Genomic DNA, 22,589 nt, shown 5'->3' on the forward strand with positions numbered 1-22,589 from the left:
TTGAGCCCATGATCCAGATCGACATGGAAATGAAAGCTTTTGTCTCAGCTTGGAGGCACTGCGACTATGTGTCGACCTACATGGCCCGCATGATCAGTCAAAACAGGTCGGATTCGGTCCGGCATTCAAATCTCTTTTCCTCCGCCTTCAACGAATTGCTGGAAGTCGCCTTTCGTACGCGCCAAGCCGAGGGCGAACTGGCATGCAGGGTGTCTCGCCATGGCGCGACGGATAGGATTGAGCTGACAATTCCTTGCGTGCCCGAGGAACGCCAATTCTACGAGGAGGCGGTAGCGCAAGTCACAGGGTCCGAGGCCAGGGAGCGATACCTTAATTCGGTGTCCGGGGATATCGCGCCCAGCCGGGAGGTTGTGCTCCTGGAACTGGCTATTGACTACGGCGCGACGCTCAGGGTCGAGGAAGCCGACGGTGACGCGATCAAGCTTGTCGCGGATCTTCCGCTTGAGGGTCCACAAAATTGAACTCCTACGACTTTCTCCCGCGTTTCAAGGCTCGCTACGACGCGAACAATCAGGAGTTCGCCATATCGGGGGTCGTCAGGCCACAGGCGATCGATGAGCTTGGGCCCAGCATAGCGTTGCTCCGCGATGCGATCGACCGTGTGCGTGGTGTGCTCTACGTCAATGTCAGACGCCTGACGCAGATGAACAACGCGGCGTTTCACGCCTTTTCGAGGATCATCATCGACGCCTGCCGCGCTCGACCCGATCTTAAATTCGTCATCATCACGTCAAGCGTCGTTGGATGGACGTCACGAAAATTCGGTCGCTTGAGCGCAATAGAACCGAACATCACCGTCGAGGAGTATGACAGCGCATTCTATCCGGGGCAGGGCTTCCTGGAGGAAGGCGGGTTCGTTCCAATCCTGCGCACGCAGACAAAGATGACCTGGCGCCACGAGCGCGCAATCTTGCCGCGACATGGCATGAGGCCCGGGATCGTTATGGCCGACATCTGTTGCGGGATCGGTGATTTCGCCGTGCTCGTGCAAAAGGAGTTCCAGCCATCGCGGATTGTCGCCCTAGACCACTCCATGTCAAGCCTCGCATATGCCCGACGAGTGATGCGAGACTTCGATATCCGCGGCATCGAATATACCTATGGCGATGCGTCCGAGATGCTGCTCGACGAAGAGCAGTTCGACATCGTCACCTGCCGGCATTCCCTTCAGATCTTCAATCGACCTGAACTCATCCTTAAGGAGCTCTACCGCATCTGCAAGCCGGGCGGGCGCGTCTACATCACCAACGAGAAGAATTCACATTGCCTCGGCGAGCCCCGCGCTGAAAGCATTCGGTGGACCTACGACGAGGTGGCGAAGCTGTTCGCGCATTTCGAGATGGACGTGGAGCTCGGACCGAAGAGCAGGCGATATCTGGTCGAAGCCGGATTCGAGGATATCCGTGTCGAGACCTTCATGGTCACCAACCTGGACGGCGATCCGCAGGACTTCGCCGATGTCATAGCAGCCTGGGCGGATGTCTATGCCGGCGAGATGGCTTCCAGCCGCGGCGACGGGCCGGAGTTCGTCGCACGCTTCCGGCAGGGTTTCCAGGACCACATTTTCGCGGCGCTTCACCCCAAGGGTTATGCGGGTTGGCCGATCTGGGTCGCCTCGGGAAGACGGCCGCAATGAAAACCGACGATGAGCGCACACCGCGCTTCGGCCTGCGCTCCTTTCGAGCGAAATTCGTCTTGGTCGTGGGCGGCGCCGTATTGTTCGACCTCTTGCTGAGCGGAGGCCTGGCGCTTTGGAACGTGCAGAAGCTGTCGCGCGACGCCACGTCGGAAGTCGGTGAAGGTCTGACGACCGCGAACCAGGAATACATTCGCTCCTATGCCCAATCGACGGCGTCGAGCGTCGACCTGCTGCTCGATCGGGTTCATGGCGACGTCAAGGCGCTGGCCGGGGTGCTGCAGGCTCAGATTGATGATCCGAAGCGGCAGCAACAGGTCGGAGCGACGCTTGCACAGCAGGCGCCGGCCTCCGTGAAGGTCGTCTACGACGCGAAGGGCGATTGGGCCCAGAATCTGGCGGGCGCGCCTTCCGTGGTCAGCGTCTGGGGCTATCTCTTGGGCGCCGACCACACTCCGCTGCCGAGCGTTCAGCAGGAAATAGAAGACAGCACTGTAATCGATCTCGTCGCGCCGACCCTCATGGCCAGCGGATCGTCCAAACTGCAGATGTACTATATCGGACCGAAAGAGCGGCCGATCTTCAGGACGGTGCCCTACACCGACCAGGCGCAGACCTTCGACCGGCTCTATCCAGGCCACAATAAGGCGGAATTCTGGGAGTTCTTTTTTCCGGGGATCTATGGGTCATGGCAGGAATGGGCCAGGGATCCGGCCTCGCGTCCGGTCCCTGACGACATCACGCAAACAGCGCCTTACACCGATGCGATCACGGGAAAGCTGATCGTCAGCTTTTTCCATCCGCTGTGGACGCGCGATCGTACCGGTATCGCCGGCACGGCGGGGGCGGACATCACGCTCGACCAGCTCGCGGAAGTCGTCGAACGTGTCAAGATCGCCGAAACCGGGTTCGGCTTCCTCACCATGTCGACCGGCAACGTGGTGGCGATCAATCCGTCGGGCCAGGCGATCATCGGCCTGAGGTCGTCGAGCGACGCCGGCGCGCAGGGCGTCACCGGCCTCGAGCGGTCCCTGCACGGAAGCACGCAGCCAGCCATCGCCTCGCTTCCTCTCGACCAGAACAATGACGGTGTCATTCAGCACATCATGCTCGACGACAAGGGCGAACGCGTTCCCTACATTGTTGTCCTGAAGCGTTTGAAGCCGACCAATTTGTGGAGTTCGGGGCCGATCAAGTCCGAAACGATGTCAGTCGGGATCGTCGTTCCCGAGCGGGAAATCTATGCGTCCCTGTTCGCCGCGCAGGATAGTATTTCTCGCGCGACCAATCGTATCCTGCTCTTTCAGATCGGCGCGATCGTCGTTTCGCTTTTGATCGTCTTTGCGGCAGTGCTCGGAATTTCGAAGCGGATCACCAGGGGACTCAGGGCGCTTGCCAGCGCCGCCCAGCGGCTCCAATCTAAGGACTATTCGGTCCGCGTCAGCATTCCGACGCGCGACGAGGTTGGAGCGGTCGGCACCGCTTTCAACCGCATGGCCGAGCAGATCAGCTTTCACACCGAAAACCTCGAGCAACTCGTCGACGAACGAACCAGGGAACTCGGCGACGCAAACCAGGAGATTTCCGAGCTCAACGAAAAGCTGCGCGACGAGAACGTCCGCCTCGGCGCCGAGCTCGCGGTCGCCAAGCATATCCAGATGATGGTCCTGCCGAAACCATTCGAACTCGAAGCCATTCCGGGGCTGGAGATCGCGGCCTACATGCGGCCGGCAGACGAGGTCGGCGGCGACTATTACGACGTCCTGCAGAACGGGTCGCGGGTCAAGATCGGCATCGGCGACGTGACCGGTCACGGTCTCGAGAGCGGCGTGCTGATGCTGATGGTGCAATCGGTCGCGCGCGCGCTGCAGGAGACCAACGAAGGGGATCCGCGCCGGTTTCTGGACCGGCTGAACCGGGCGATCTACAAGAACATCGAGCGGACGAATACCGGCAAGCATCTCTCGCTGGCCTTTCTTGACTTCGAGGACGAGCGGGTAACGCTGTCCGGCCAGCATGAGGAGGTTCTGGTCGTCCGCGCCGATGGCGAGGTGGAGCGCATCGATACGATCGATCTCGGCCTGCCGGTTGGTCTGGAGAATGACATCTCGCCCTTCATTGCCACGCATGACATCCGGTTCGGGAGCGGCGACGTGATCGTGCTGCACACCGACGGGGTGACCGAGGCGGAAGACAAGGACAGAAAGCTGTTCGGCTTCGAGCGCCTCAGCCAGAGCGCACAAAAACGGCACGGCGCAAGTGCGGAGGAAATCAAAACCGGGATCATCGAGGATCTGATGGCCCATATCGGCATCCAGAAGATCCACGACGACATCACCCTCGTGATCATAAGGCACACATAGAAATGACAGCGCTGTTCGGTACCCCTGACATTGCAATCGGCATGAAGGAGAATGTCAGTCGCGTGCGGCTGTTCGACGGGCCTCTCGACTTGAGTTGGCGTCATTGTGCTACGACCTCGGACTTCATCGCCGATCTTTTCGCTTTGCGCTTTCGGTCGTCCCGCAATGACTACATGGAAGTGCGACATAGCATCGGATATCTGACCAACGAACTCATCGAAAATGCCGTCAAGTTTCGCGCGCCGGGCGAGATCGTGATCGAGGCGTCGATGGATTCGGAGTGTTTCAAGATCAAGGTGTCGAACGACATCGATGGTGAAAACGCGTCCGGATTCCAAAGCCTCCTTGCCGACATTACCGTTGGCGACCCGGCGGACCTGCTGATACAGCGAATTGAATCGAATGCCGCGAACCCTGACGTGTCGGGCTCCGGGCTCGGATTGCTGACGTTGATGAGCGACTATGGCGCACGCCTGGCCTGGATATTCAGCGCCGCCGACGAAAGCGATCGGATTTGCCTGGAGACATACGCCTCCATTCCGATCTCGCAAACTCGCAACTAGATGAAACGAAGCCAGCCTATGGAAATCAAGACAGACGACTACCGGGTGTGGATTGAAGGAAGCGATATTTTTTTCGACGGTGCGATGCGGCTTGCCAGTTCGGAGGCCGGTGCACCGATCATGGCTTTGGCGAACAGTGTTCTTACCTCAAATCCTTCTTCCATCACGCTCAATCTAAAGGACCTTCACTTTCTCAACTCTTCCGGCATCAACCTGCTGGCCAAATTTACGATCGAGGTGCGCAAGCATCCCGATGTTCGACTCATCGTGCGTGGGACGCCCGATATACCCTGGCAATCGAAATCATTGCCGAATCTCAAGAAGCTGCATCCTGCCCTCGTGCTTTTGATGAACTAACCGGGTTGTCCGAAAGTGTCGCCCGAGACCTGAAGGCCCCTCGCCATAACGGGACGGCAGCAGCCGCCTTTTCGCGGCGGGCTCGCCACTAACCGTCCGCAAGCACCCTGTCCGCAAGGGCGCATCGGAAAAGTGTCATCTGCATAGGCCAAGCCTCGCTCAGTCGCTGAATCCTCATTGAATGGGTGTGTTATTGTTAACGGTCGCAAGCTAAGGTAGCGATCGGGCGTGGGGCGCCGTCACCAATGACGACTGTTAGATCGCTTTGTAGGCGCCCATGTTCTGGAACAATCGCTTTGTCCGAATTGCGGTAGGAGTCATGCTGCTGGCTGCCGCAGTGCTTGCTCTCTTGCCTGGACTTACGGGCTACACCAGCCTCGACGGCACCATCAATGCGCGTTTCGCCGAGATCTCGGCCCCGATCGAGGGCACCGTGCTGCAGACGCCGCCGAAAACCGGCACGCACCTGCCGGAAAATGCAGTACTGCTGACGATCCGGAATGAACGAGTGAATCGCGCCGTCGAGACATCGCTGGCCGCGGAACTGGAGACCACGCGGAACAGGGTGCAGGCGCTCGAAAATCAGCGCAGCGAGTTGGAGGCGCTGCGTGCCAGATTGGGCCGACGCTTCGATGCATATAGCAAGGCGATGATCAACAGCATCGAACAGCAGATTGCGATTTCACGTCAACGCATCACGATGCTAGCTGCCCGGCGATCGGCGAGTGCGGCGGAACTCAAGCGCAATTCCACGCTGATGGTGAGAGGTGTCGTTTCGCAGAGCAGTGTCGACGAGGCGCAAGCGACAGAGATCGCGGCCTCGGCAGAGGTCGAAGTCGAAAACCTGACCCTGAAACGGCTGGAGCGGCAGCTGGAGGCGATGCGGCAAGGCGTTTTTCTCGAGGACGGGCAAAACGACGTTCCTTACTCGCACCAGCGGCAGGACGAGTTGGCGATCCAGATCGCCGATCTCGATGCCCGTGCCGCAGAAAGCCGTACCCGTCTGGGAGAGATTTCCAAACAGCTGGCAGAGGAGGCGCGACGGGTCGACAGCCTCGAACGCGCGGTCACGACAATGCCCTTCAACGGCGTAATCTGGCGTAACAACGTCGTTGCGGGAGCCAATGTCGTCGCCGGAAACGAACTGCTGCGCGTGCTCGATTGCCGCGACCTCTTCGTGGATATTCTGGTTCCCGAGGTCGATTTCGACCAGATCTATCCGCGCCGCGCCGCAGACGTCCGCATCCTCGGGACTGATAATGTCATTGACGGTGAGGTCACTTCGGTTCGTGGCAATTCCGCAGTGGTGGAGGAGCCGACACTCGCGGCGATGCCTCCAAGCGGCAGAGGGCGCAACGCCCGGATCAGGGTGGCGCTCGCAAACTCGTCTCTCAACACCGACTACAGCAATTTCTGCCATGTCGGGCGGTCGGTCCAGGTCCGCTTCCACACGCGCAGCTTCACAATGGCCCAGTGGCTGACGAGGCTATGGTTCAGTATCTGGTAATGCTCGCCCCGACCTTTCTGGTCGCGGCTTTCTTCCTCGTTTTCGTCCAAGGCTGGTCGCGGTACCAGACCTGGACGCGCACCATCACCTGCGCAATCGTTTTCGGGGTCGCTGTCCGGTATCTGTGGTGGCGTCTCACCGAGACCGTGCTGCCCTATCCCGATGATGGCCTCGATTTCTACTGGGTGTGGTTTCTCTATGGCATCGAACTGCTGGCATTCTTCGACATAACGCTCTTCCTCATCATCATGAGCCGGTATGTCGACCGCAGCGCCCAAGCGGATGCGCTCGCAAGCGATTTCTTCCGCCGGCCTCGGCAAGAGCTTCCGACGGTCGACGTCTTCATCCCGACCTACAACGAACCGTTGGACGTGCTCGAGCGAACCATCATTGGTGCGCTCGGCCTCCACTATCCTGAGGAAAAGCTGAAAGTATACGTCCTAGACGACCAGCGCCGGGATTGGCTTCGGCGGTTCTGCGAAGAAAAGGGCGCAATCCACGTTATCCGACCGGATAATGCCCACGCCAAGGCCGGCAACATGAATAACGGCCTTACGGTGAGCGATGGCGAGTTCGTTGCAGTGTTCGACGCGGATTTCGTGGCACACCGGAACTTTCTTCGACGCACACTGCCTTTCTTTACCGATCCCAGCATCGGTATCGTGCAGACGCCGCAGCATTTCTTCAACAGGGATCCCGTCCAGATCAATCTCGGACTGGAGCGGTCCTGGCCTGACGAACAGCGCCTTTTTTTTGACGAGATGGCGGCCAGCAGGGATGCTTGGGACATAAGCTTCTGTTGTGGTTCGTGCTCGATCACGCGTCGCGCGGCACTGGAGGCAATCGGCGGCTTTCCGACGGAGTCGATCACGGAGGATCTGCTGACGACCCTGACGATGCTGAACAAGGGCTACAAGACGCGTTACCTCAACGAGCGGCTTTCAATCGGGCTCGCCGCGGAAAACCTGAAGGGCTATTTCGTGCAGCGGCAACGCTGGTGCCAAGGCGGGATCCAGACCCTTTTCGTGCACAACGGCCCCCTTCGCGGTCCGGGTCTCAGCCTGTTCCAGCGCATCATGTTCCTGCCTGTGAGCTGGCTCGTGCAGTATTTCGTGCGCGTGGCGATCCTCATCGTCCCTGCCATGTATTTCTGGACGGGGTATCCTCCGCTCTTTTTCACGGAAGCAGCCGATCTGGTCAGCCACCAGCTGCCTGTTCTCGTCGCCTATTTCCTCCTGATGCACTGGATCACGCCGACGCGCTATCTGCCGGTGGTTTCGAGCGCTGTCGGCGCCTTCTCCACCTTCCGGATGCTGCCGACTGTGATATCGAGCCTGATCCGGCCATTTGGGCGGCCGTTTCGGGTGACGCCCAAGGGAAGCTCGAATGTCGACAACAAATTCGACGGCTACACCTTTGCCTGCCTGGCAATATTGATTGCGGCCACTGCGCTCGGCCTTGTGATCAACATCATGCCGGAATGGGCGCGCATTCCTCCGGGGGAATTCTCGCCAGTCGCAATCTATTGGGCACTGGTGAACGTTGTGGTGCTCACGATTGCGGCGCTGGTCTGTTTTGAGAAGACGAATCCCGCCTCCGAGAGCCTCCGTGCGGACGAGCCGGCGCGGTTCGGCGGCATCGCCGGGCGCGCCGTCAGCCTCACGCTCGACAAAGCCGTGGTCGAAATCCCCATCGGAACCGACGTCGAGACCGGCAAGGTCGTCGAAGTAACGCTGCACGGCGTCGAGCCCTTCGAAGCGGAACTCAGGCGCGTCACCAGGCGCACACAGGGGAGGCGCCGGGATACCAGCCCGTTCAAATATGGCCATCTGCATTACGATCTGACCGGAGCGGCGCGCGACCAGATGATCATTAAGCTCTACACCGGCGACTACTCGCAGGATATCGAGGAGCTTCGACGGCGGACCGTGGCCGCCGGCCTGTTCTCACGGACGTTCGGGCCGGACTATCAACGCGTATAGCCAAAATCTCTCTGGCAATCAGGCACAGGGCCGCGGGCGAGGGAGGACCAGGCGAGAAAGCTGCGGGAGTGACAAAGCTGTCCGATCTAGGCCCACCGATCATTGGCAGATTGCAGGTTCGAAACCGCCGCCACGGAACGGGATTATTTCCACATCTGTCCAGGAATGCGGGCAGCCATCGATCTGCGCGATCTTCGGCAGGTCATCTGGCACGAGCAGCCGAACCATAAGCCGCCAGAGATGGACAGTTAATTCCAGATTCTTTTCAGGCATGCGGAACAAATTCAGCGCATCGAAGTTAGATAGTGCTGGTTATGGGGATTTGGCGATGTTGCTTGCCTTGGACGATGCGGTCTCGACGGCTGTTTTGGCCGGCAGAGGCGCAGACGCGGCAATCTTCGGAGTGATCGATCTCACCAGCAAAATCGAAACTCGGATAGGCGCCATCAGCTTAGGACGCGCCATCCAGTTCGTTGCCAACGCGTCAGTGCTTGGATACGACGTGCGCGGTGCAATGGTCTTGTATGGGGAACCAGGAACGCCAAGCTTGAGGGTTTGGGACTGCGAACGTCTTTGGGCGCAATACGGTGGCGCACTTCTCCAGTCATAGCGCGAGAGGCTAGCGACTGGCGATAGCTTTCCCAGTGCGTTTGCAGTGCAGCATAATATAGTTCCCCGAGAGAGCGCCGCTGGACTCAACCGTATTTAAGAACATCCTGCCGAGTCGGGGAATTGGGCTTGGATAGGTCTCGGCGCGGCAATCGATCTGAGCAATGACGCAAGCGCCACCAGCGCCAACTCGCTTGCTGGCGCGTCGCTGGGCAAGCGTGCCGAAGCGTCTGGTCTTCGTGACTGTTGTCGCCGCCGGCGCGGCAGCCGCCCAAACCGCCACGCAGCATCATGACAGCTTGCCGGACTTATTCGCACCGACGTGCGAGCCGATCGCTGGCGTCGCGTCTGTGATTGACGGCGACACGCGCATTCGCTTCAACGGGATCGACGCTTCCGAGAGCCAGCAATACTGCGATGACGCCAAGGCTTTCGGAGATGGTGCCAGCGTCGCCTCGCGAATGGTCGAGCACGGTCAGGCTCTCGACTGGCCCTGCTACAGCCCCGGCGCGGTTGCACAGCGGCAGGCGAAAGCCGAGGCGGCATAGCTGTGTGAGCTCGTGGCCTGAGGGCATGCTTATTGAGGGCAGCGACGAGATTTCCGCCAATTCAGTCCGACATCGACGATGCGTCGGCCCTCGCAGAGGGAATCGAAATCTGACCAGGGTGGCGGCTGCAAGCTCGGTCTAAAGCCGCCATGGAGCAGGGCGTGTACGGCGGCGCGAGGCGAGAGGAGTCATTGTCGAGTGCCTTGGCATCATGGAGACCGAACCGAGATTTCAAGCGGGAGCGATGCCCGAATGAGGGAGTGGAGATGCGTAGACATTCTGGCACGCAGTCGAGCAAATCTGGAAGCAATTTGGAATAACAAGCGGCTGAATTGCGTTTACGCAAAGAGCACGGCGCAAATCCGTCAGAGGGACGCCCTATGCATGCCGCCTTTCCGCGAAACACAGTCATAGTCGTATTGGGAGCCCTGATAGTGAGTTGCGCTGGGGTTCCGGCCCAGAAAACACCGGCAATAATCGGCTATGGTCCCAACCCCACCCTACCGAAACCGACACCTACGCTGATCCCGACCGTCAATATCGCCGAGGCGAAAGGCTGGCAGCAAGGAGTTATGCCGACCCCGGCGAAGGGACTGAGAGTGAGCGCCTTCGCAATTGGCCTCGACCATCCGCGTTGGCTGCATGTGCTTCCGAACGGCGACGTGCTTGTTGCCGAAACCAATGCTCCTGCCAAGCATGACGACGGCTTCAGCCTCAGAAAGCTCTTCATGAACCAGGCCATGAAGCGAGCGGGCGCCGCGACCGAAAGTGCCAATCGCATTACGCTCCTTCGCGACACCAATGGCGACGGCATCGCAGATGAGCGCAGGATTTTCGCAGAAGGCCTCAATTCACCCTTCGGCATGACGCTATCCAACGGCAAGCTCTATGTCGCCAATACCGACGCGCTCGTCGCTTTTCCCTATTCCAATGGCCAGACCCGAGTAGCTGCCCCGCCGGAGAAGATCGTCGACCTGCCGGCCGGAGACATCAACCATCATTGGACCAAGGACGTGATAGCAAGTCAGGACGGTCGCAAACTCTATGTCACCGTCGGCTCGAACAGCAACGCTGGAGAAAACGGCTTGGAGGCAGAGAAGAACCGCGCCGCCGTCCTTGAAGTAGATCGATCCACCCGTCGCACCCGGGTCTTCGCTTCGGGGCTGCGCAACCCGAACGGGCTCTCCTGGAATCCTGAAACCGGCGAGCTTTGGGTCGCAGTGAACGAGCGTGACGAGATCGGCGACGATCTCGTGCCGGATTACATAACATCGGTCAGGAACGGCTCTTTTTACGGCTGGCCCTATAGCTACTATGGACAGAACGTCGACGAACGCGTCAAGCCGCAGCGTCCCGATCTCGTGGCGGCGGCGGTCAAGCCCGACTATGCGCTGGGCTCCCATACCGCCTCGCTAGGATTGGCCTTCTCCACAGGCGCATCGCTCGGCCCGGCCTTCGGCAATGGCGCTTTCGTGGGCCAGCACGGCTCGTGGAACAGAAGCCTACATAGCGGTTATAAGGTGATCTTCGTGCCGTTCCGCGGTGGGAAACCAAGCGGTCCGCCCAAGGATGTACTCATCGGCTTCCTCGGACGTGATGGCAAAGCGATGGGCCGTCCGGTCGGTGTTGCTGTCGATCGGACCGGCGCACTACTCGTCGCAGACGATGTCGGTAACGTCATCTGGCGGGTTAGCCGAGCAAATGGGCATTAATCGCAGGTGTCTTTCTGGTCCCTTTTACCAGCTCCGTTGGAGCGCATCTTCCACTAATTGCGTCTTAAGGGTCCGCGCGCTGCCGCCATGCGCGAGTGCATCTCGTGAAAATTCGGCGTGCCATCCGGATCCGGCGCCGCGATCATCTCGCTGTCGATGATGAAGGACTTTGACGGCAGCTTTTCGGCGGCATCGATCACCGGCCAGTAGCGCTTTGACCAGTCGATGCCGGTGCGGGTGAAGGCGCGCGCGCCGGCCCAGTCGACGATCAGCTGGGTGCGGAAGCCGTCATATTTGATTTCGTGCAGCCAGTCGTCGCTAACCGGCGGCGTCTCGATCTGGACTGGCTCCAGCGGCCCTGATGAACTTCAGCCGCTCGCTGGCGTTGCGGCATGCACAAAACCCTACCGCGATTCAAGCCGTGGCAGTCGCCCGGTTCCAGGTCTTTTAGCAAACTCATGTAGGAGTATGGCAGTCGAACAGGAGCCAGATGGCCCGGCCTGTTGGGGGGTTAGGGACTTGCGCATACAGGCCGGGCTCTTACTCCGCGTGGCGGGGCAGACGCGCATTATGCGCCATCTTTGCAGCGACTGACATTAACATTTTCTAAGACTTAGCTAATAAAAGCCCGTCGCAGCTATTGGGCGTAAGCGACGGGCCTTCATGCTGCCACAAGACGGTACCCCCAATGGGATCGACCGCCTAGAAACAATTCACGGTCACGTGATCAGTTCCAATTTTGGCCAGCACTGGCGGCGCGGAACGACACGACTGCCGTGACGTTCCCGTCAATGGCGCTCGTCGACGAAATCGAAATGGCCAGGCGGCATGTTCACGAAGGCGAGCGGCACCTGCGCCGCCAACATCAGCTGATTGCGGGACTGGACGAGAAGGGGTTACCAACCGATGACGCCATGAACTTCCTCCACCTGCTTGAGGATATGCAGGCGATGCACCGCGAGCACCTGTCGCGGCTGCTACGAAAAGCAGGCGATTAATAGAATCCGCCAGCCATCTTCAGCGTCCTAGCGGTAACTTTGACACCGAAACCAGTTCGTCCTCGTCTCTAATCCCGGCCTGGTAGTTAGCTATGACCCGGGAGGCGAGCGCTTCACGTCGCTGCTGCGATTGATGTTCCTCTTTCAGTCTGTCGAAGACGCGGCCAAGCAAGGCTACTTCGGACGAATCGAAGATCCCGGCTTCCTTAGCTTTCCGGTAGATCGGCATTCCACCCCTCTTCACTGCACCGGCGCTATTTGCCGCGCCAAACTTTGCAACAGATTTGGACGCCAAGCCACACGATACTCAAAGGAGCACCAGCGGCGCCGCTGGACTTCGATTTATTTAAGCGCATCCTCCCGCGTGGGGGCGCCAGACGCTCACGCGCGTTGAGATGGGCGAGTGTGCCGCGCCGACTGATCTTGTTGGCCATCGCTACGGCCGGCGCGCTGGCCGCGCAAACAGCAATGTGGCACAGCCACAGTTTACCGGAGATCAACGTAGACCCTGATCGGGCCGTCGGAACCCTCTTGTCTGTGCAGGGTTTAAGCGAACGAAGGGACGCTGCACCGAGAGGACAATCGTGATGAAAAAGATCCTTTTTGCGACGGCCCTGCTGGCTTTGTCGGGCGGTCTTGCGGTCGCACAGTCAGGCAGTTCGTCGGGTTCATCATCGACAACAACAACGACGATGCCGAGCAGCCAAGGCACTGACTCGACTCAAACGAAATCGACCAATCCGAACTCGGCCAAGGATTGCGCGCCTGGACAGCAGACGGGTAGCGCAAAACAGGCTGCACCAGGACAGCAGGATACGAGCGCCAACTCGGCCGCCCCCGGTCAGGTGAAAAAGACAACCGAAGGCTGCTAACTGCGAAAAAATTTGCAAATAGCCAGGCTGTTGTCGATTGGCAGCGGCCTGTGTTTTTGACACGATTGAAAAACCTTTCCAATTAGAGCGCCTCACCGGTTAGCATGGCCCGAGCAATTGCCAGTTCGACCTCGACCCTGGCGTTCTCCTTCTGTGTCATGTTGTGTCGAGAGATCAGGCGCAGGCGCGCATGACTTCGCCCGCGCGACCACCCGAGTTCGAGTATGCAATCGCCGATCGCCTGAAAACCGGGTTCCATTGCTGCTGGCAGTCGACCTCGTGGTCCGCGTACTGGCCAACGTCCCTTGGTGGGTTGATGTCCGTGCCGGCCGCCGCGCTCTCTTGGTCCAATTGGCTTGGCAGGGGCAGATGGGCCTTAGCGAACCAGCCACTCGTCCGTTTCGACCAGATCCGGCTTGTCTTCCCCATTTCGGCCGCAAGGGCGCTCAGTGCCTCGTCGGTGTGCGGATCGAGATTGAGATGCCGACAATCAGGTAGCCGGGATTCCGCTTACAAGGCGTGCAGAGCAGACTTCGTCTAACAGCGGAACCTACTTCCTAAAAATTGGAACCAACCCAGGCTTCTGCCGATTATCACGTCAGCGGCCGGTAGGCGCCGTCGCCACGTTCTCCCGGCGACGGCCTTTCTTATCGGTAGGCTACTTGCGACGCTGCCGGTTGCTCGGCCCATGGTACATGCGCCAGGAGGCCCGCCGGAATTCTTAGCTGCGGCCCCTATCACATAGGAAGCGTCGGCGCTCTAGCGCATGGGCGGGAGGGCTTGGCGCACCCAATGCGATTTCCGCTGCGGGGCGAGATCGATTGGCGCGACGACAAGGACCGAGGCAGGTACTGCGCATTTATTTGACCGATCAGTACGGTTTGAGCAACGGCATTCATCAGAACGGAATAGTCGGAAAGCTCACAAGCACGTAGCGCACAGATGGAAAGAAAACGCAAAGCTGAGAACTCCGCCCGCGCCGCAATCGGCAGCACTTCGGTTCATCTTTTGGTCTGGATGAGAACTCAATGAACGTCACTAGCGAAGCGACCAAATCCTTTTGGACGATTGACACCAGCTTCCCCAAGGCTTCCCGCCTCGGGCAGGACGAGCATTGCGATGTGGCCGTCATCGGGGCCGGCATCGCAGGGGTTTCCATCGCCTACGAACTGGCCTTGGCAGGGCGCAAGGTGGTGCTGGTGGACCGCGGCCCCTTGCTCGGCGGCATGACGTCGCGCACGACCGCGCATCTGGCGCCTATTTGCGACGACGGCTTGAGCGCGCTCATTGATATGCGCGGCGAGGCTCTGGCGCGCGGATTTCAGGAGAGCCAGCAAGCCGCCGTCGACTGCATCGAACAGCATGTCGCCAGGCTAGAGATCGACTGCGATTTCCGGCGGCTGGACGGGTTTCTTTTCCCGGCCGCGTGGATGGATGAGAAGGAGGCCGCCAGAGAATGCAACAAGGAGTATGCGGCCGCTGCAAAGATCGGTGCCCAGGTAGAACATGGCAAGGGCGTACAGCTCAAGGGCCATGAATCGGCGCCCATCCTGCGCTATCCGAACCAGGCCACCTTCCACCCGCTGAAATATCTCCGCGCTGTGCTTGCCGATTTTGAGAAGCAAGGCGGCAAGGCGTTCGCCGACAGCGCGGTCGTCGAGACCGACGAGGGGAACGAGGTCCGCTTGAAATGCGACGGCGGCTCCACCGTCACGGCTTCCAACGCGGTCTTTGCCACGAATTCCCCCATCAACACCTGGGTGAAGATCCACAGCAAGATGGCGCCTTACCGCACCTACGCGATGGCTTTCGACATCCCCAGGGGAACCCTCCCAGATGCGCTCTACTGGGACATGGACGATCCTTATTATTATGTTCGCCTCAATCCCGGCCCCGGCAAGACTGACTATCTCATCGTCGGCGGTCGCGATCACAGATCGGGCGAAGCGAATGACGGCGAGGCGCGCTTTACCGCGCTCGAAGCCTGGATGAGGGCGTTAGTGCCGGGACTTGGTCGGGAAAGAGCGAGATGGTCCGGTCAGGTTCTCGAAACGATCGACTACTGCGGCTTTATCGGCCGAAGCCCCGGCAAAGGCAACATCTTCATCGCAACCGGCGACTCGGGCCAGGGCATGACGCATGGGGCATTAGCCGGACTGCTGATCCACGATCTGATCGTGAACGGATCGAACCCCTGGGAAGCCGTTTACGCCCCGGACCGGATGCCACCTGCCGCGTCTGCACGCTATCTCAGCGAGAACCTCACGACGGTAAAGAACTTTGCTGGCTACTTGCTGCCCGGTGAAATCAAGTCGGCCGAAGATGTCAAGCCCGGTGAAGGTGGCATCCTTCAGGACGGCTTGAGCAAGTTCGCCGTGTGCCGCGATCGCGAAGGCAAGCTGCATCGGCACTCTGCCAGTTGCACGCATCTCGGCTGCATCGTGCAGTGGAATTCCACCGAGCAGTGTTGGGATTGCCCCTGCCACGGCTCACAATTTGCGGCAGACGGAGCTGTCTTAAACGGACCAGCGGTCCGACGTTTAGTTTAGCCGATTCATGCCCGTACTTGGAGCGACGGCACGCCCCAGTCGGTGGTTGGGCCTTAAGCCGCCTTCGTCGACCTGAAGGTAAAGTCCAACGACGAAATGCGCGCGGTGGCCACCTGCGTCCGCGTTGCCGATCTTGATGCGGTCGACAAGGACTACACCACCAAGGATCTCGACTACGGCGGCGCGATCAACGCCTTCCTTGCCGGTGAAGGTGGCGTTCAGCTCAACGGCACGTGGGTTGACAACGCTCAGTCCGAAACCAAGGGCACGGCCCCCAACAAGGGTGGCTATGCGGTCTACCCGTACCCGCAGCTATTTGCCGGCGCCCATGCCCAATACGGCGACGGCCACACGTGGGCAGTCTCGCAGAAGGACCGTACACCCGAATAGACCGCGGCCATCGGCAAGTTCCTGAAATTCTTCGCGGACATGACTTCGATGGTCGCGCACCGGCCACCTGCCGGCCTACAAAGCCATCATTACCTCGGACGCCTTCAAGGCATTGCCGCACCGCAATACGAATCGCCGCGGTCGCCGATCTCGGCAGGCCGCTGCCGTCCCCGGTAAGGTGCCAGTTCGCGATCAAGGACATTGTCGGCGAAGAGATGAGCGCTGCAATTACCGGCCAGAAGCGCGTCGATGTCGCACTTGCCGACATGGAAAGCCGCGTGAGCGAATTGCTCGCCAACATTTGACCAAAGATCCCTCGGACCTCTTCCGACGCCCGGCGGCTGGAAACAGCTGTGGGGTGAAGCGAGCAGCCTTCTTTCTCCATGAAAGACCCATTCCAGCCGCGAAACAAACGCCGACACTAGGCTTCACTGCCCGCCGGGCATGAGCGCCGGCATGCGGCTCTGGCGGCCGACCGATGCCTGGGGCTTAGCGGATCGGCGTCTCGCCTTGAAAGAGCGGCTGGTGCGCCTGCATCAAAGCGGCAATCCGGTCTCTTCCGAGTTCAAGCGGCGGTTCTGCTGTTCTGCCAAATGACTTTGCCCGAGATCGCGCCTGTCGACGAGACGGCCGCGATGTCGGTGCCCGACGATGGGCGGCCGCAAAAGTTCCGAAAGCTTCGTCACCCGTGCAATTTCCTCGCCTCGCGTTCCAATATCTTGCGGTCGTTGCCATGTTCGCCGATCAGTTCCCGAACTTGGTCGGGCGTAATTCGATGCTGTTTGGCGAAGTAGCGGACCTCGTAGTCCTCGTCCGCAGATACGCGGTTGCGGTCCCGGAAATCACGCTTGGTTCTGTCGTCGGCCATGGCTGGATCCTCCTGGTCGAGAAACAACCGCGGCCGTGCAGGAATGTTCCCCTTTTGCTTATTAAGTGATGGCTAATGGAACGCTTACGGCTGTGCGAAATTGATTCAAGTTCGAATTTGTGTGGAATTTGGCATGCCTAAGCCTGCCGCCGGCGCGCAGCTGTCCTTCATCCAGAAAGGGCGATGGCTGGAGCCAAAATTCGACGCAATCATTCGTCCTGCCGACGTGCCCGGCGAATTCTGGTCAGGTCGGAACAATCCTTCGAACGAGCCGGTAGGGCAAAGTGGATATGTCCCAAATCACCTCATTTGAACCGCCAGACAGGCCGCAGCTTGCTCTGGCTCAACGCAAAGGAAACTAGAGATGAAAACGGCTGTTTCAATTCCGTTCACAAGACGAAACGTTGTCGCAGGGCTGGCCATCGCCGCCGCATCCACGGCTGTGTTGCCCGCCGACAACGCGCTCGCGCAGACCAAGCAAACCGCGCCTGAGAAGAGCCTGTACGAGCGGCTGGGCGGTGTCTTCGCAATCGCTGCGGTGGTGGACCACTTCAGCGACGCCGTCGTGAAGAATCCCGTCGTCGGCCAGAAGTCCAAGAACCCACGGCTGCGGGAATGGCACACCAAGAACCTTGAGCGGCTTCCCGGCCTCAAATTCATGCGCACGCTGTGGGTCTGCGATGTTTCCGGCGGCCCCTTCAAGTTCGTGGCCACAAGGCCAGGCGCGACGCCGCTCGGCCTCGAGGAAGCCCACCGCGATTTGCGGATCTCTCCGGCGGAATTCGATGAGGTAGCGGCGGAACTCGGGCGGACCCTGGACCACTTCAAGGTTCCGAAGGCTGAGAAGACGGAGGTCCTGGCAGCATTCGCCGCGCACAAGGGCGAGGTTACCGCCGGCTACGCAAAAAAGGGCTGACGTGCGGCCGGCCAATCGACGCTGCGGTGCCGGCACGCTGGCTGGGTGATGCGATGTATTTCCCGCAGAGCCGTCAGGCCTAGGCGTCAGTGCGGATCATTGCGCGTGGGTCGAGCGGGGCGACATCGTCTATGGCCGACGGGGACGAACTTACGGCCGAAGCATGTCATAGTAGCTGCCGGGCTAAACCGCATCAAGCTCGCGGAGCAGCAATTCAGGCTTGCGTGCACTGTGCAACTAGTCGTGAATGGCGTGCAGACCCTAGATGTTCCGGTGGAATGGAGCTTCGGCAAGCACCGGCCTCAATAAGTTGGCCCGTTGCGCGGACCGCAGGTGGCTGCGACGGACCAAGGTCGCTCACGTCGGCTTGTCCACCAGCGGCGTCTTCCTCGTGGGCGGCTTGTAGGCTGTCACTAGCCGAAGCGTGTCCATGGTCACCGTCACCGGCACGCCCAGATTCACCGTCACCCACTCGCCATCGATATGTGTGACATTGCCGATCAACTCGACAGGCTGGCCTTTCCTCACCTTAGACGTTCTGTCGACGATCGAATGAGGGAAGCCATAGGACGGGATCGAGACGCTGACGCGGTCCTGGGTGACGCGCCGGCGTACGGTCGCGGTGATGGCGACCTCGTCGCCGATATTCAGGCCCCGTGGCATGGCATGACTCTGGAGCGGGTGCGGGCTTCGTCAAGCGATTGCTAATATTTACGAACGGACGTGGAACAGATGTTTGCCGGACATGCACCGCTCCTGAGTCCGGAGATAGCCCGTCGCCATTCCTCCCGGCGGCGGGCTCTTCATTGGCTAAGTCTGTCGGCCGCTGCAAAGGCGGCGCACAATGTGCATCTGCCCTGCGCGAAACCGGGATAAGAGCCCGGCCTGTATGTCCAAAGTCGCGCCCGACTCCCCCGACAGCCCGGGCATCTTTACGGCGCGCGTTTTATGTGCCGACGCCGCCATGTTCTATTGTCGGCGTGGCGACCATTATTCTGATCCTCAGAGCGGGTAAGCGACGGGACCCCCTTCATCGGTAAAGGCGATTCCTGCGCCCTCCAAGGCCTGCCGCATTGCGGAGACATTACGGGAATTTGTTTTCCTAAAGCCGTTCTCAAATTCGCAGATCGTCGGTTCGCTAAGATTGGCCCTGGCAGCCAGTCGCACTCGCGACCAGTTCAAGAGAGCTCTTGCGGCTCTTAATTGTTCTGCTCAAAGTTGGTCTCGGCTGTCCATAGGTGTGGAACATTCAATGTCTCTAAAATGTTCCGGCTGCTACCCACCGACGGCGTCGTACGCTGGGACCTCGTCGCCAACGTTAATGCCTGCCCTTTGCCAAGTGGGGCGCACGCCGGCTTACTCAAGAAAACGCTAATAGACCATTGGCGGTGTGGTGCGGGCTCCAAAATGGCTGCAATCTAACCGTGCCTTGGGACCCAGCTTCCGGGACACGGCCCGGCCCGCGAAATGATAAGCGAGCTGGGCTGTGGGTGTTCCCATCAGCGGTCTTTGCCACTCAGATTTCTTTCGGAACTGAATGCTAGCTCAGCCATTATTCGGAGTGGCGGTCGTCGTCTCCCTTAAGCCGCCAGCTCTTAAGCCCAAGCACAAGCCCGTCGTTCTCTCCCTAAGGCGGCGGGCTTTTAACGAGCTTTGCGTTATTGCCGACGGTGCTTAGAGAGCGCGCGCAATAGATCAGCTTCGTCGTGGGTGCCGTCGTCGCAAACTTGGAACAATTCCATAGCCAGGAACTCCCGCTGCTCGCGGTCTTTCTTGGCCAGCCGGCGTTCTTCGCACAGCTGGCCAAACACCTGCTGGAGCAAGGCCAGATCAGCGGGTTCGTAAACACCACTGTAGCGGACAATGACATTTGTCGACGCCCTCAACGCCGCTCCGAATTATCTCACACGGCAAGCCTGACGCGAAGAAAATCAGGAGGTCTGGCGGCGGCGAGTCAGTCCCTTGCGTCTTCTGGCACGACCGCCGTCGGCCCGGGTCCGAAGATGATCCCAGGGGCTCAGCCGACGGCGAATTGTTTTTGCCTGACCTGAACAGTCCGCCTTCGAGATCATTCTAGAGATTAGGAGGCCATATTTTCATGAGTGACGATGACAACAGATCAGGTTCGCAAAGTGGGGCGACGAAGGTTCTGGCCGATCGCCTGGTCAGAGAGGCAGACATTACCGAAGAGCAAGCCCGCGAGCTGATCAAACTGATCGGGGTCGATTGGAATTCCCTGCTTCGAGAGGCTCACTTCCTGAAGGCGCGGCACCGCCTGTGAGCGAACGCGGGGCAGAATTTTTTGGAAAGTGGATCACCGATAACGTGATGCGCGGCAGCGTCGGCGCCGACATCATTTCTGTGGCGGATCTGACAACGAAGCTGTTCGCCGACGCAAAGGCCGCAGGCATTTCCGAGGATGAGATCGAAGAGGAGGTCGGGAGCGCCTACGACGCCATCCGGGCTGCGATTGTTGGCGAAGACGCAGGCAAATCCGATTGATGGCTTGAAGTCAAAGGCAGTCAGCAATAGATCCCTCACCGGTGCGGCGACCCTCATTCACGAGGATCGCATATGTCGAATAGCCAGCAGCAGCATGTTCATAGATGGACGTGGCAGCGCTTACGGCGATCGTGAGGCAGAGAACGAGCACGGCGGCCATATCAACGACGAGCCTCAGGCCGGCGGCAGTGGCGGCACGTGGGAAGGGGATGACGAGTACCCGCTCGGCAGGACCGAGGGCCACCGAGCCAAAACCGAAGTTCCATTACGGTTGAATGCCGATTTCCGCGGGGCCTTTCTCTGTCTAGTGGCAGAAAAGTCACGCAGCTCTAATATGCGGCGCTTCAACTAGAGCGCGCTTATTATCCGTCTTAGTGAGGCGTACCGTCTTCCTGGCGAGGGACAAAACGGGGGCCACTGGAGCGTCCGCTGCGGCAAACGTAGCGGACGCTTCGCATCATGCGATAGCGACCCTGAATCCTTCTTAATGTGGAAGGACTGGGCCTGGCTGCTCATGTGGCCGGGCTATTTCTTGTGAGGAACAATATACCTGACAGCCCTGCCGCCGTGTGTAACCGTAACCGTCGTGTAGCCGGCTGGCAGGGAGCCTGTGACAGTCGGATCGACCACCTTGCATCGGCCGATCATTCTTCCGCTAGGGTCGCCGGCGAGTTCAATTGCCAACGAGGTACGGCATTCGCCGAGCGATGCGAACACCCGTGTCGCCGTATTGACCGGCTTGCAGATGGCCGGGTCGCCTCCGCTGCACAGAAGCAAAACCATCACTGCCGCAGTGGCCGCGTCCATCGCCGAAGCTCCTGGAGCTTTCAACGCTGGCGAAATGGCTTTGTTTCAGATTTTGCTAAAATACGATGGAAGCCGGCGCCGGAAGAAGGTGCAGGGAACAATCACAGAAATTCCGTGTTCCATCCCTGTTCCGTGGAGTGAGCGGAAATGTTTTGTAATCCCGTGGAAAAATAACCACTTAGGCAAAAGCGTGTTTCAAAGGCGATGCAACACGATCCGCAGACCCATGTTTTCCGCTAAGACGTTGTTCATGCTTGGACGGCGTGGTAAGCATCAAGGGCTTCGGTTCTCAAGCAGATGCAAAAGCCTTCGCCAACAGCGAACGCGCGAGGCTCGGGCTTGATACTCCTCTCAAAAAGTAAACCCGGCCATCAAGGCCCGGCGAGAGATGTTGGGCTAGTGCGATCCCAACTATGGAACAATCTCTCTCCCTTCGGCGTAGCGGTCTGTCTGGTGATAGCAGGGCGATGTGCCTACGCGCTTATGATTTCCCAACCTGCGCCACCACTGGCGCAGACGCCGGTTGCTCGTTGCGAGTTCTTCCTTTTGATGTTGAAGTCGCACGAGCGCGCATCGGGTTACAAAGCCCTCAGCGCAATCGAACAGGCCGATCCTCCGAAGGTGACAATTGAGTTCGAGATGCGCAACAAGGCCCATGCTCCTAGCCGATCGACCGGGTCTTGCGAGTTCGATCGAGATCGGCGTCACATCACCTTCTTCACCTTGGAAGGACTGCGCAGCCAGATTGTCCAGTGACTTTCCCGCTCGTCCTTAAGAATAGGCAACAGACATATTAGGACGAGCTTACATTATCATCAGCCGGCGCCAGCATCGGGAGCTCCCGCCGATTAGGCTCGGTGGTTCGCGCCCCCGGCCACCGGCGCCGTCGGAGCGGTGATTAGCAGCAGGCGCAGGACCGCAATATTGGCCAGCAGAGGGGTCGCGGCGGCAACTTCCCCGTCTTAATCCTTGACATGAGCGCCAGACTGGCGGCCCGATTTTGCCGCTTTCGCGTCCTTCGAGCGTTCGGAGATTGCCGGCCCGGCCCCGGAACTCTTCTCGGTGGCGGGACTGGGCGTCGTCCGGCCGGGCGGGTTCTGTCCTTCGGACTGGCGTGTCTTGTCTTCCGTCTCGCCGGCCGACCGCGTCAGGCCCATGCCGCCCGGCGGGCGCTCATTGCCGGCTGCATCCTGCGAGAAATCGTCATTCGGATCCGGGCCGGTCCTTGCCGGATATTTTCGCGCGCCGGTTTCGTATTCGGTTCTTTCTCGTGCCATGGTTGGCCTCCTTGTTTGTACCCATCCGGTGAAGACCGCAGGAGTGCGTATCCGGCCGTGAGCACCTGAGCACCGCCGTGCTTGGGTCAAGCTTTCGATGGGGGGACGCGAT

General features: G+C 59.6%; 27 protein-coding genes. 18 read left to right on the forward strand and 9 right to left on the reverse strand.

Going from position 1 to position 22,589, the window contains the following annotated elements:
• Positions 1 to 8 precede the first annotated feature (8 nt).
• The 7 genes from ABID26_RS32475 (at position 9) to ABID26_RS32505 (ending at position 8,429) form a co-directional block, all read left to right on the forward strand.
• Positions 9 to 482 (forward strand): ubiquinone biosynthesis methyltransferase UbiE, encoded by a 474-nt coding sequence (locus ABID26_RS32475; protein WP_292372828.1) that lies wholly within the window; start codon positions 9 to 11, stop codon positions 480 to 482.
• A complete protein-coding gene (locus tag ABID26_RS32480) occupies positions 479 to 1,657 on the forward strand; it encodes a class I SAM-dependent methyltransferase (RefSeq protein ID WP_292372830.1) in 1,179 nt (392 codons plus the stop codon). Before ABID26_RS32475 ends, ABID26_RS32480 begins: the two co-directional genes overlap by 4 nt.
• A complete protein-coding gene (locus ABID26_RS32485) occupies positions 1,654 to 4,020 on the forward strand; it encodes a SpoIIE family protein phosphatase (protein ID WP_292372831.1) in 2,367 nt (788 codons plus the stop codon). Before ABID26_RS32480 ends, ABID26_RS32485 begins: the two co-directional genes overlap by 4 nt.
• A gap of 2 nt (positions 4,021 to 4,022) precedes the next feature.
• Positions 4,023 to 4,583 carry a slr1658 superfamily regulator gene (locus tag ABID26_RS32490; protein WP_354417656.1) on the forward strand — a complete coding sequence of 187 codons (561 nt, stop codon included), beginning with the start codon at positions 4,023 to 4,025 and terminating at the stop codon, positions 4,581 to 4,583.
• A gap of 18 nt (positions 4,584 to 4,601) precedes the next feature.
• Entirely contained in the window at positions 4,602 to 4,940 is a 339-nt protein-coding gene (locus ABID26_RS32495) for a slr1659 superfamily regulator (RefSeq protein WP_292340650.1), read from the forward strand.
• Positions 4,941 to 5,217: 277 nt separating this feature from the next.
• Complete coding sequence (locus tag ABID26_RS32500) at positions 5,218 to 6,447, forward strand: HlyD family secretion protein (protein WP_435528630.1); 1,230 nt, start codon at positions 5,218 to 5,220, stop codon at positions 6,445 to 6,447.
• Positions 6,429 to 8,429: a glycosyltransferase family 2 protein gene (locus ABID26_RS32505; RefSeq protein WP_354417683.1), complete on the forward strand. Its 2,001-nt coding sequence runs from the start codon at positions 6,429 to 6,431 to the stop codon at positions 8,427 to 8,429. The genes ABID26_RS32500 and ABID26_RS32505 overlap by 19 nt, the downstream gene beginning before the upstream one ends.
• Before the next feature lie 99 nt (positions 8,430 to 8,528).
• On the opposite strand, the gene ABID26_RS32510 is transcribed toward ABID26_RS32505, so the two are convergent.
• The gene (locus ABID26_RS32510; RefSeq protein ID WP_354417660.1) at positions 8,529 to 8,702 is read right to left on the reverse strand and encodes a hypothetical protein; all 174 of its coding nucleotides are present in this window, start codon (positions 8,700 to 8,702) and stop codon (positions 8,529 to 8,531) included.
• 554 nt (positions 8,703 to 9,256) lie between these two features.
• Between ABID26_RS32510 and ABID26_RS32515 the strand changes: the two genes are divergently transcribed.
• Together ABID26_RS32515 and ABID26_RS32520 are read left to right on the forward strand one after the other, a co-directional pair.
• Entirely contained in the window at positions 9,257 to 9,586 is a 330-nt protein-coding gene (locus ABID26_RS32515) for a thermonuclease family protein (RefSeq protein ID WP_354417662.1), read from the forward strand.
• Between the two features lie 380 nt (positions 9,587 to 9,966).
• Complete coding sequence (locus ABID26_RS32520) at positions 9,967 to 11,298, forward strand: PQQ-dependent sugar dehydrogenase (protein WP_354417664.1); 1,332 nt, start codon at positions 9,967 to 9,969, stop codon at positions 11,296 to 11,298.
• Positions 11,299 to 11,351: 53 nt separating this feature from the next.
• Here the strand turns inward: ABID26_RS32520 and ABID26_RS32525 are convergent, their stop codons facing one another.
• Positions 11,352 to 11,651: an ATP-dependent DNA ligase gene (locus tag ABID26_RS32525; protein ID WP_354417684.1), complete on the reverse strand. Its 300-nt coding sequence runs from the start codon at positions 11,649 to 11,651 to the stop codon at positions 11,352 to 11,354.
• Positions 11,652 to 12,089: 438 nt separating this feature from the next.
• Between ABID26_RS32525 and ABID26_RS32530 the strand changes: the two genes are divergently transcribed.
• Positions 12,090 to 12,296, forward strand: coding sequence for a hypothetical protein (locus tag ABID26_RS32530; protein WP_354417666.1), 207 nt, complete (start codon positions 12,090 to 12,092; stop codon positions 12,294 to 12,296).
• A gap of 19 nt (positions 12,297 to 12,315) precedes the next feature.
• Here ABID26_RS32530 and ABID26_RS32535 read toward each other — a convergent pair whose 3' ends face one another.
• On the reverse strand, positions 12,316 to 12,525 hold the full coding sequence (locus ABID26_RS32535) for a hypothetical protein (RefSeq protein ID WP_354417668.1): 210 nt from the start codon (positions 12,523 to 12,525) through the stop codon (positions 12,316 to 12,318).
• A 358-nt stretch (positions 12,526 to 12,883) separates the two neighbouring features.
• Here ABID26_RS32535 and ABID26_RS32540 point away from each other — a divergent pair, with 358 nt between their 5' ends.
• From ABID26_RS32540 to ABID26_RS32555, 4 genes are all read left to right on the forward strand, one after another.
• On the forward strand, positions 12,884 to 13,168 hold the full coding sequence (locus ABID26_RS32540; protein WP_354417670.1) for a hypothetical protein: 285 nt from the start codon (positions 12,884 to 12,886) through the stop codon (positions 13,166 to 13,168).
• A gap of 1,028 nt (positions 13,169 to 14,196) precedes the next feature.
• Positions 14,197 to 15,717 carry an FAD-dependent oxidoreductase gene (locus ABID26_RS32545; protein ID WP_292340634.1) on the forward strand — a complete coding sequence of 507 codons (1,521 nt, stop codon included), beginning with the start codon at positions 14,197 to 14,199 and terminating at the stop codon, positions 15,715 to 15,717.
• Between the two features lie 96 nt (positions 15,718 to 15,813).
• On the forward strand, positions 15,814 to 16,107 hold the full coding sequence (locus ABID26_RS32550) for a hypothetical protein (RefSeq protein WP_292340633.1): 294 nt from the start codon (positions 15,814 to 15,816) through the stop codon (positions 16,105 to 16,107).
• Positions 16,108 to 16,563: 456 nt separating this feature from the next.
• Positions 16,564 to 16,704, forward strand: a complete 141-nt coding sequence (locus ABID26_RS32555) for a hypothetical protein (protein ID WP_292369944.1) — start codon at positions 16,564 to 16,566, stop codon at positions 16,702 to 16,704.
• An 85-nt stretch (positions 16,705 to 16,789) separates the two neighbouring features.
• Here ABID26_RS32555 and ABID26_RS32560 read toward each other — a convergent pair whose 3' ends face one another.
• On the reverse strand, positions 16,790 to 16,975 hold the full coding sequence (locus ABID26_RS32560) for a DUF3606 domain-containing protein (RefSeq protein WP_126098484.1): 186 nt from the start codon (positions 16,973 to 16,975) through the stop codon (positions 16,790 to 16,792).
• Positions 16,976 to 17,339: 364 nt separating this feature from the next.
• Between ABID26_RS32560 and ABID26_RS32565 the strand changes: the two genes are divergently transcribed.
• Positions 17,340 to 17,891: a group I truncated hemoglobin gene (locus ABID26_RS32565; RefSeq protein WP_292340631.1), complete on the forward strand. Its 552-nt coding sequence runs from the start codon at positions 17,340 to 17,342 to the stop codon at positions 17,889 to 17,891.
• A 357-nt stretch (positions 17,892 to 18,248) separates the two neighbouring features.
• Here ABID26_RS32565 and ABID26_RS32570 read toward each other — a convergent pair whose 3' ends face one another.
• The 3 genes from ABID26_RS32570 to ABID26_RS32580 all read right to left on the reverse strand — a co-directional run bounded on the left by ABID26_RS32570 (position 18,249) and on the right by ABID26_RS32580 (position 19,777).
• Positions 18,249 to 18,554 carry a hypothetical protein gene (locus ABID26_RS32570; protein WP_292340630.1) on the reverse strand — a complete coding sequence of 102 codons (306 nt, stop codon included), beginning with the start codon at positions 18,552 to 18,554 and terminating at the stop codon, positions 18,249 to 18,251.
• A gap of 339 nt (positions 18,555 to 18,893) precedes the next feature.
• Positions 18,894 to 19,058 carry an XRE family transcriptional regulator gene (locus ABID26_RS32575; protein WP_292340658.1) on the reverse strand — a complete coding sequence of 55 codons (165 nt, stop codon included), beginning with the start codon at positions 19,056 to 19,058 and terminating at the stop codon, positions 18,894 to 18,896.
• 491 nt (positions 19,059 to 19,549) lie between these two features.
• Positions 19,550 to 19,777, reverse strand: coding sequence for a hypothetical protein (locus ABID26_RS32580; RefSeq protein WP_292340629.1), 228 nt, complete (start codon positions 19,775 to 19,777; stop codon positions 19,550 to 19,552).
• A 212-nt stretch (positions 19,778 to 19,989) separates the two neighbouring features.
• Here ABID26_RS32580 and ABID26_RS32585 point away from each other — a divergent pair, with 212 nt between their 5' ends.
• Both ABID26_RS32585 and ABID26_RS32590 read left to right on the forward strand, forming a co-directional pair.
• Positions 19,990 to 20,172, forward strand: coding sequence for a hypothetical protein (locus ABID26_RS32585; protein ID WP_292340628.1), 183 nt, complete (start codon positions 19,990 to 19,992; stop codon positions 20,170 to 20,172).
• A complete protein-coding gene (locus ABID26_RS32590) occupies positions 20,169 to 20,393 on the forward strand; it encodes a DUF768 domain-containing protein (RefSeq protein WP_126098489.1) in 225 nt (74 codons plus the stop codon). The genes ABID26_RS32585 and ABID26_RS32590 overlap by 4 nt, the downstream gene beginning before the upstream one ends.
• 525 nt (positions 20,394 to 20,918) lie before the next feature.
• Here the strand turns inward: ABID26_RS32590 and ABID26_RS32595 are convergent.
• Positions 20,919 to 21,200, reverse strand: a complete 282-nt coding sequence (locus ABID26_RS32595) for a hypothetical protein (protein ID WP_126098491.1) — start codon at positions 21,198 to 21,200, stop codon at positions 20,919 to 20,921.
• A gap of 483 nt (positions 21,201 to 21,683) precedes the next feature.
• Here ABID26_RS32595 and ABID26_RS32600 point away from each other — a divergent pair, with 483 nt between their 5' ends.
• Positions 21,684 to 21,956, forward strand: coding sequence for a hypothetical protein (locus tag ABID26_RS32600; RefSeq protein WP_292299245.1), 273 nt, complete (start codon positions 21,684 to 21,686; stop codon positions 21,954 to 21,956).
• Positions 21,957 to 22,162: 206 nt separating this feature from the next.
• Here ABID26_RS32600 and ABID26_RS32605 read toward each other — a convergent pair whose 3' ends face one another.
• Positions 22,163 to 22,477 carry a hypothetical protein gene (locus tag ABID26_RS32605; RefSeq protein ID WP_292340626.1) on the reverse strand — a complete coding sequence of 105 codons (315 nt, stop codon included), beginning with the start codon at positions 22,475 to 22,477 and terminating at the stop codon, positions 22,163 to 22,165.
• Positions 22,478 to 22,589 lie beyond the last annotated feature (112 nt).

This window comes from Mesorhizobium shonense, assembly GCF_040545255.1.
Taxonomy (GTDB): domain Bacteria; phylum Pseudomonadota; class Alphaproteobacteria; order Rhizobiales; family Rhizobiaceae; genus Mesorhizobium; species Mesorhizobium shonense.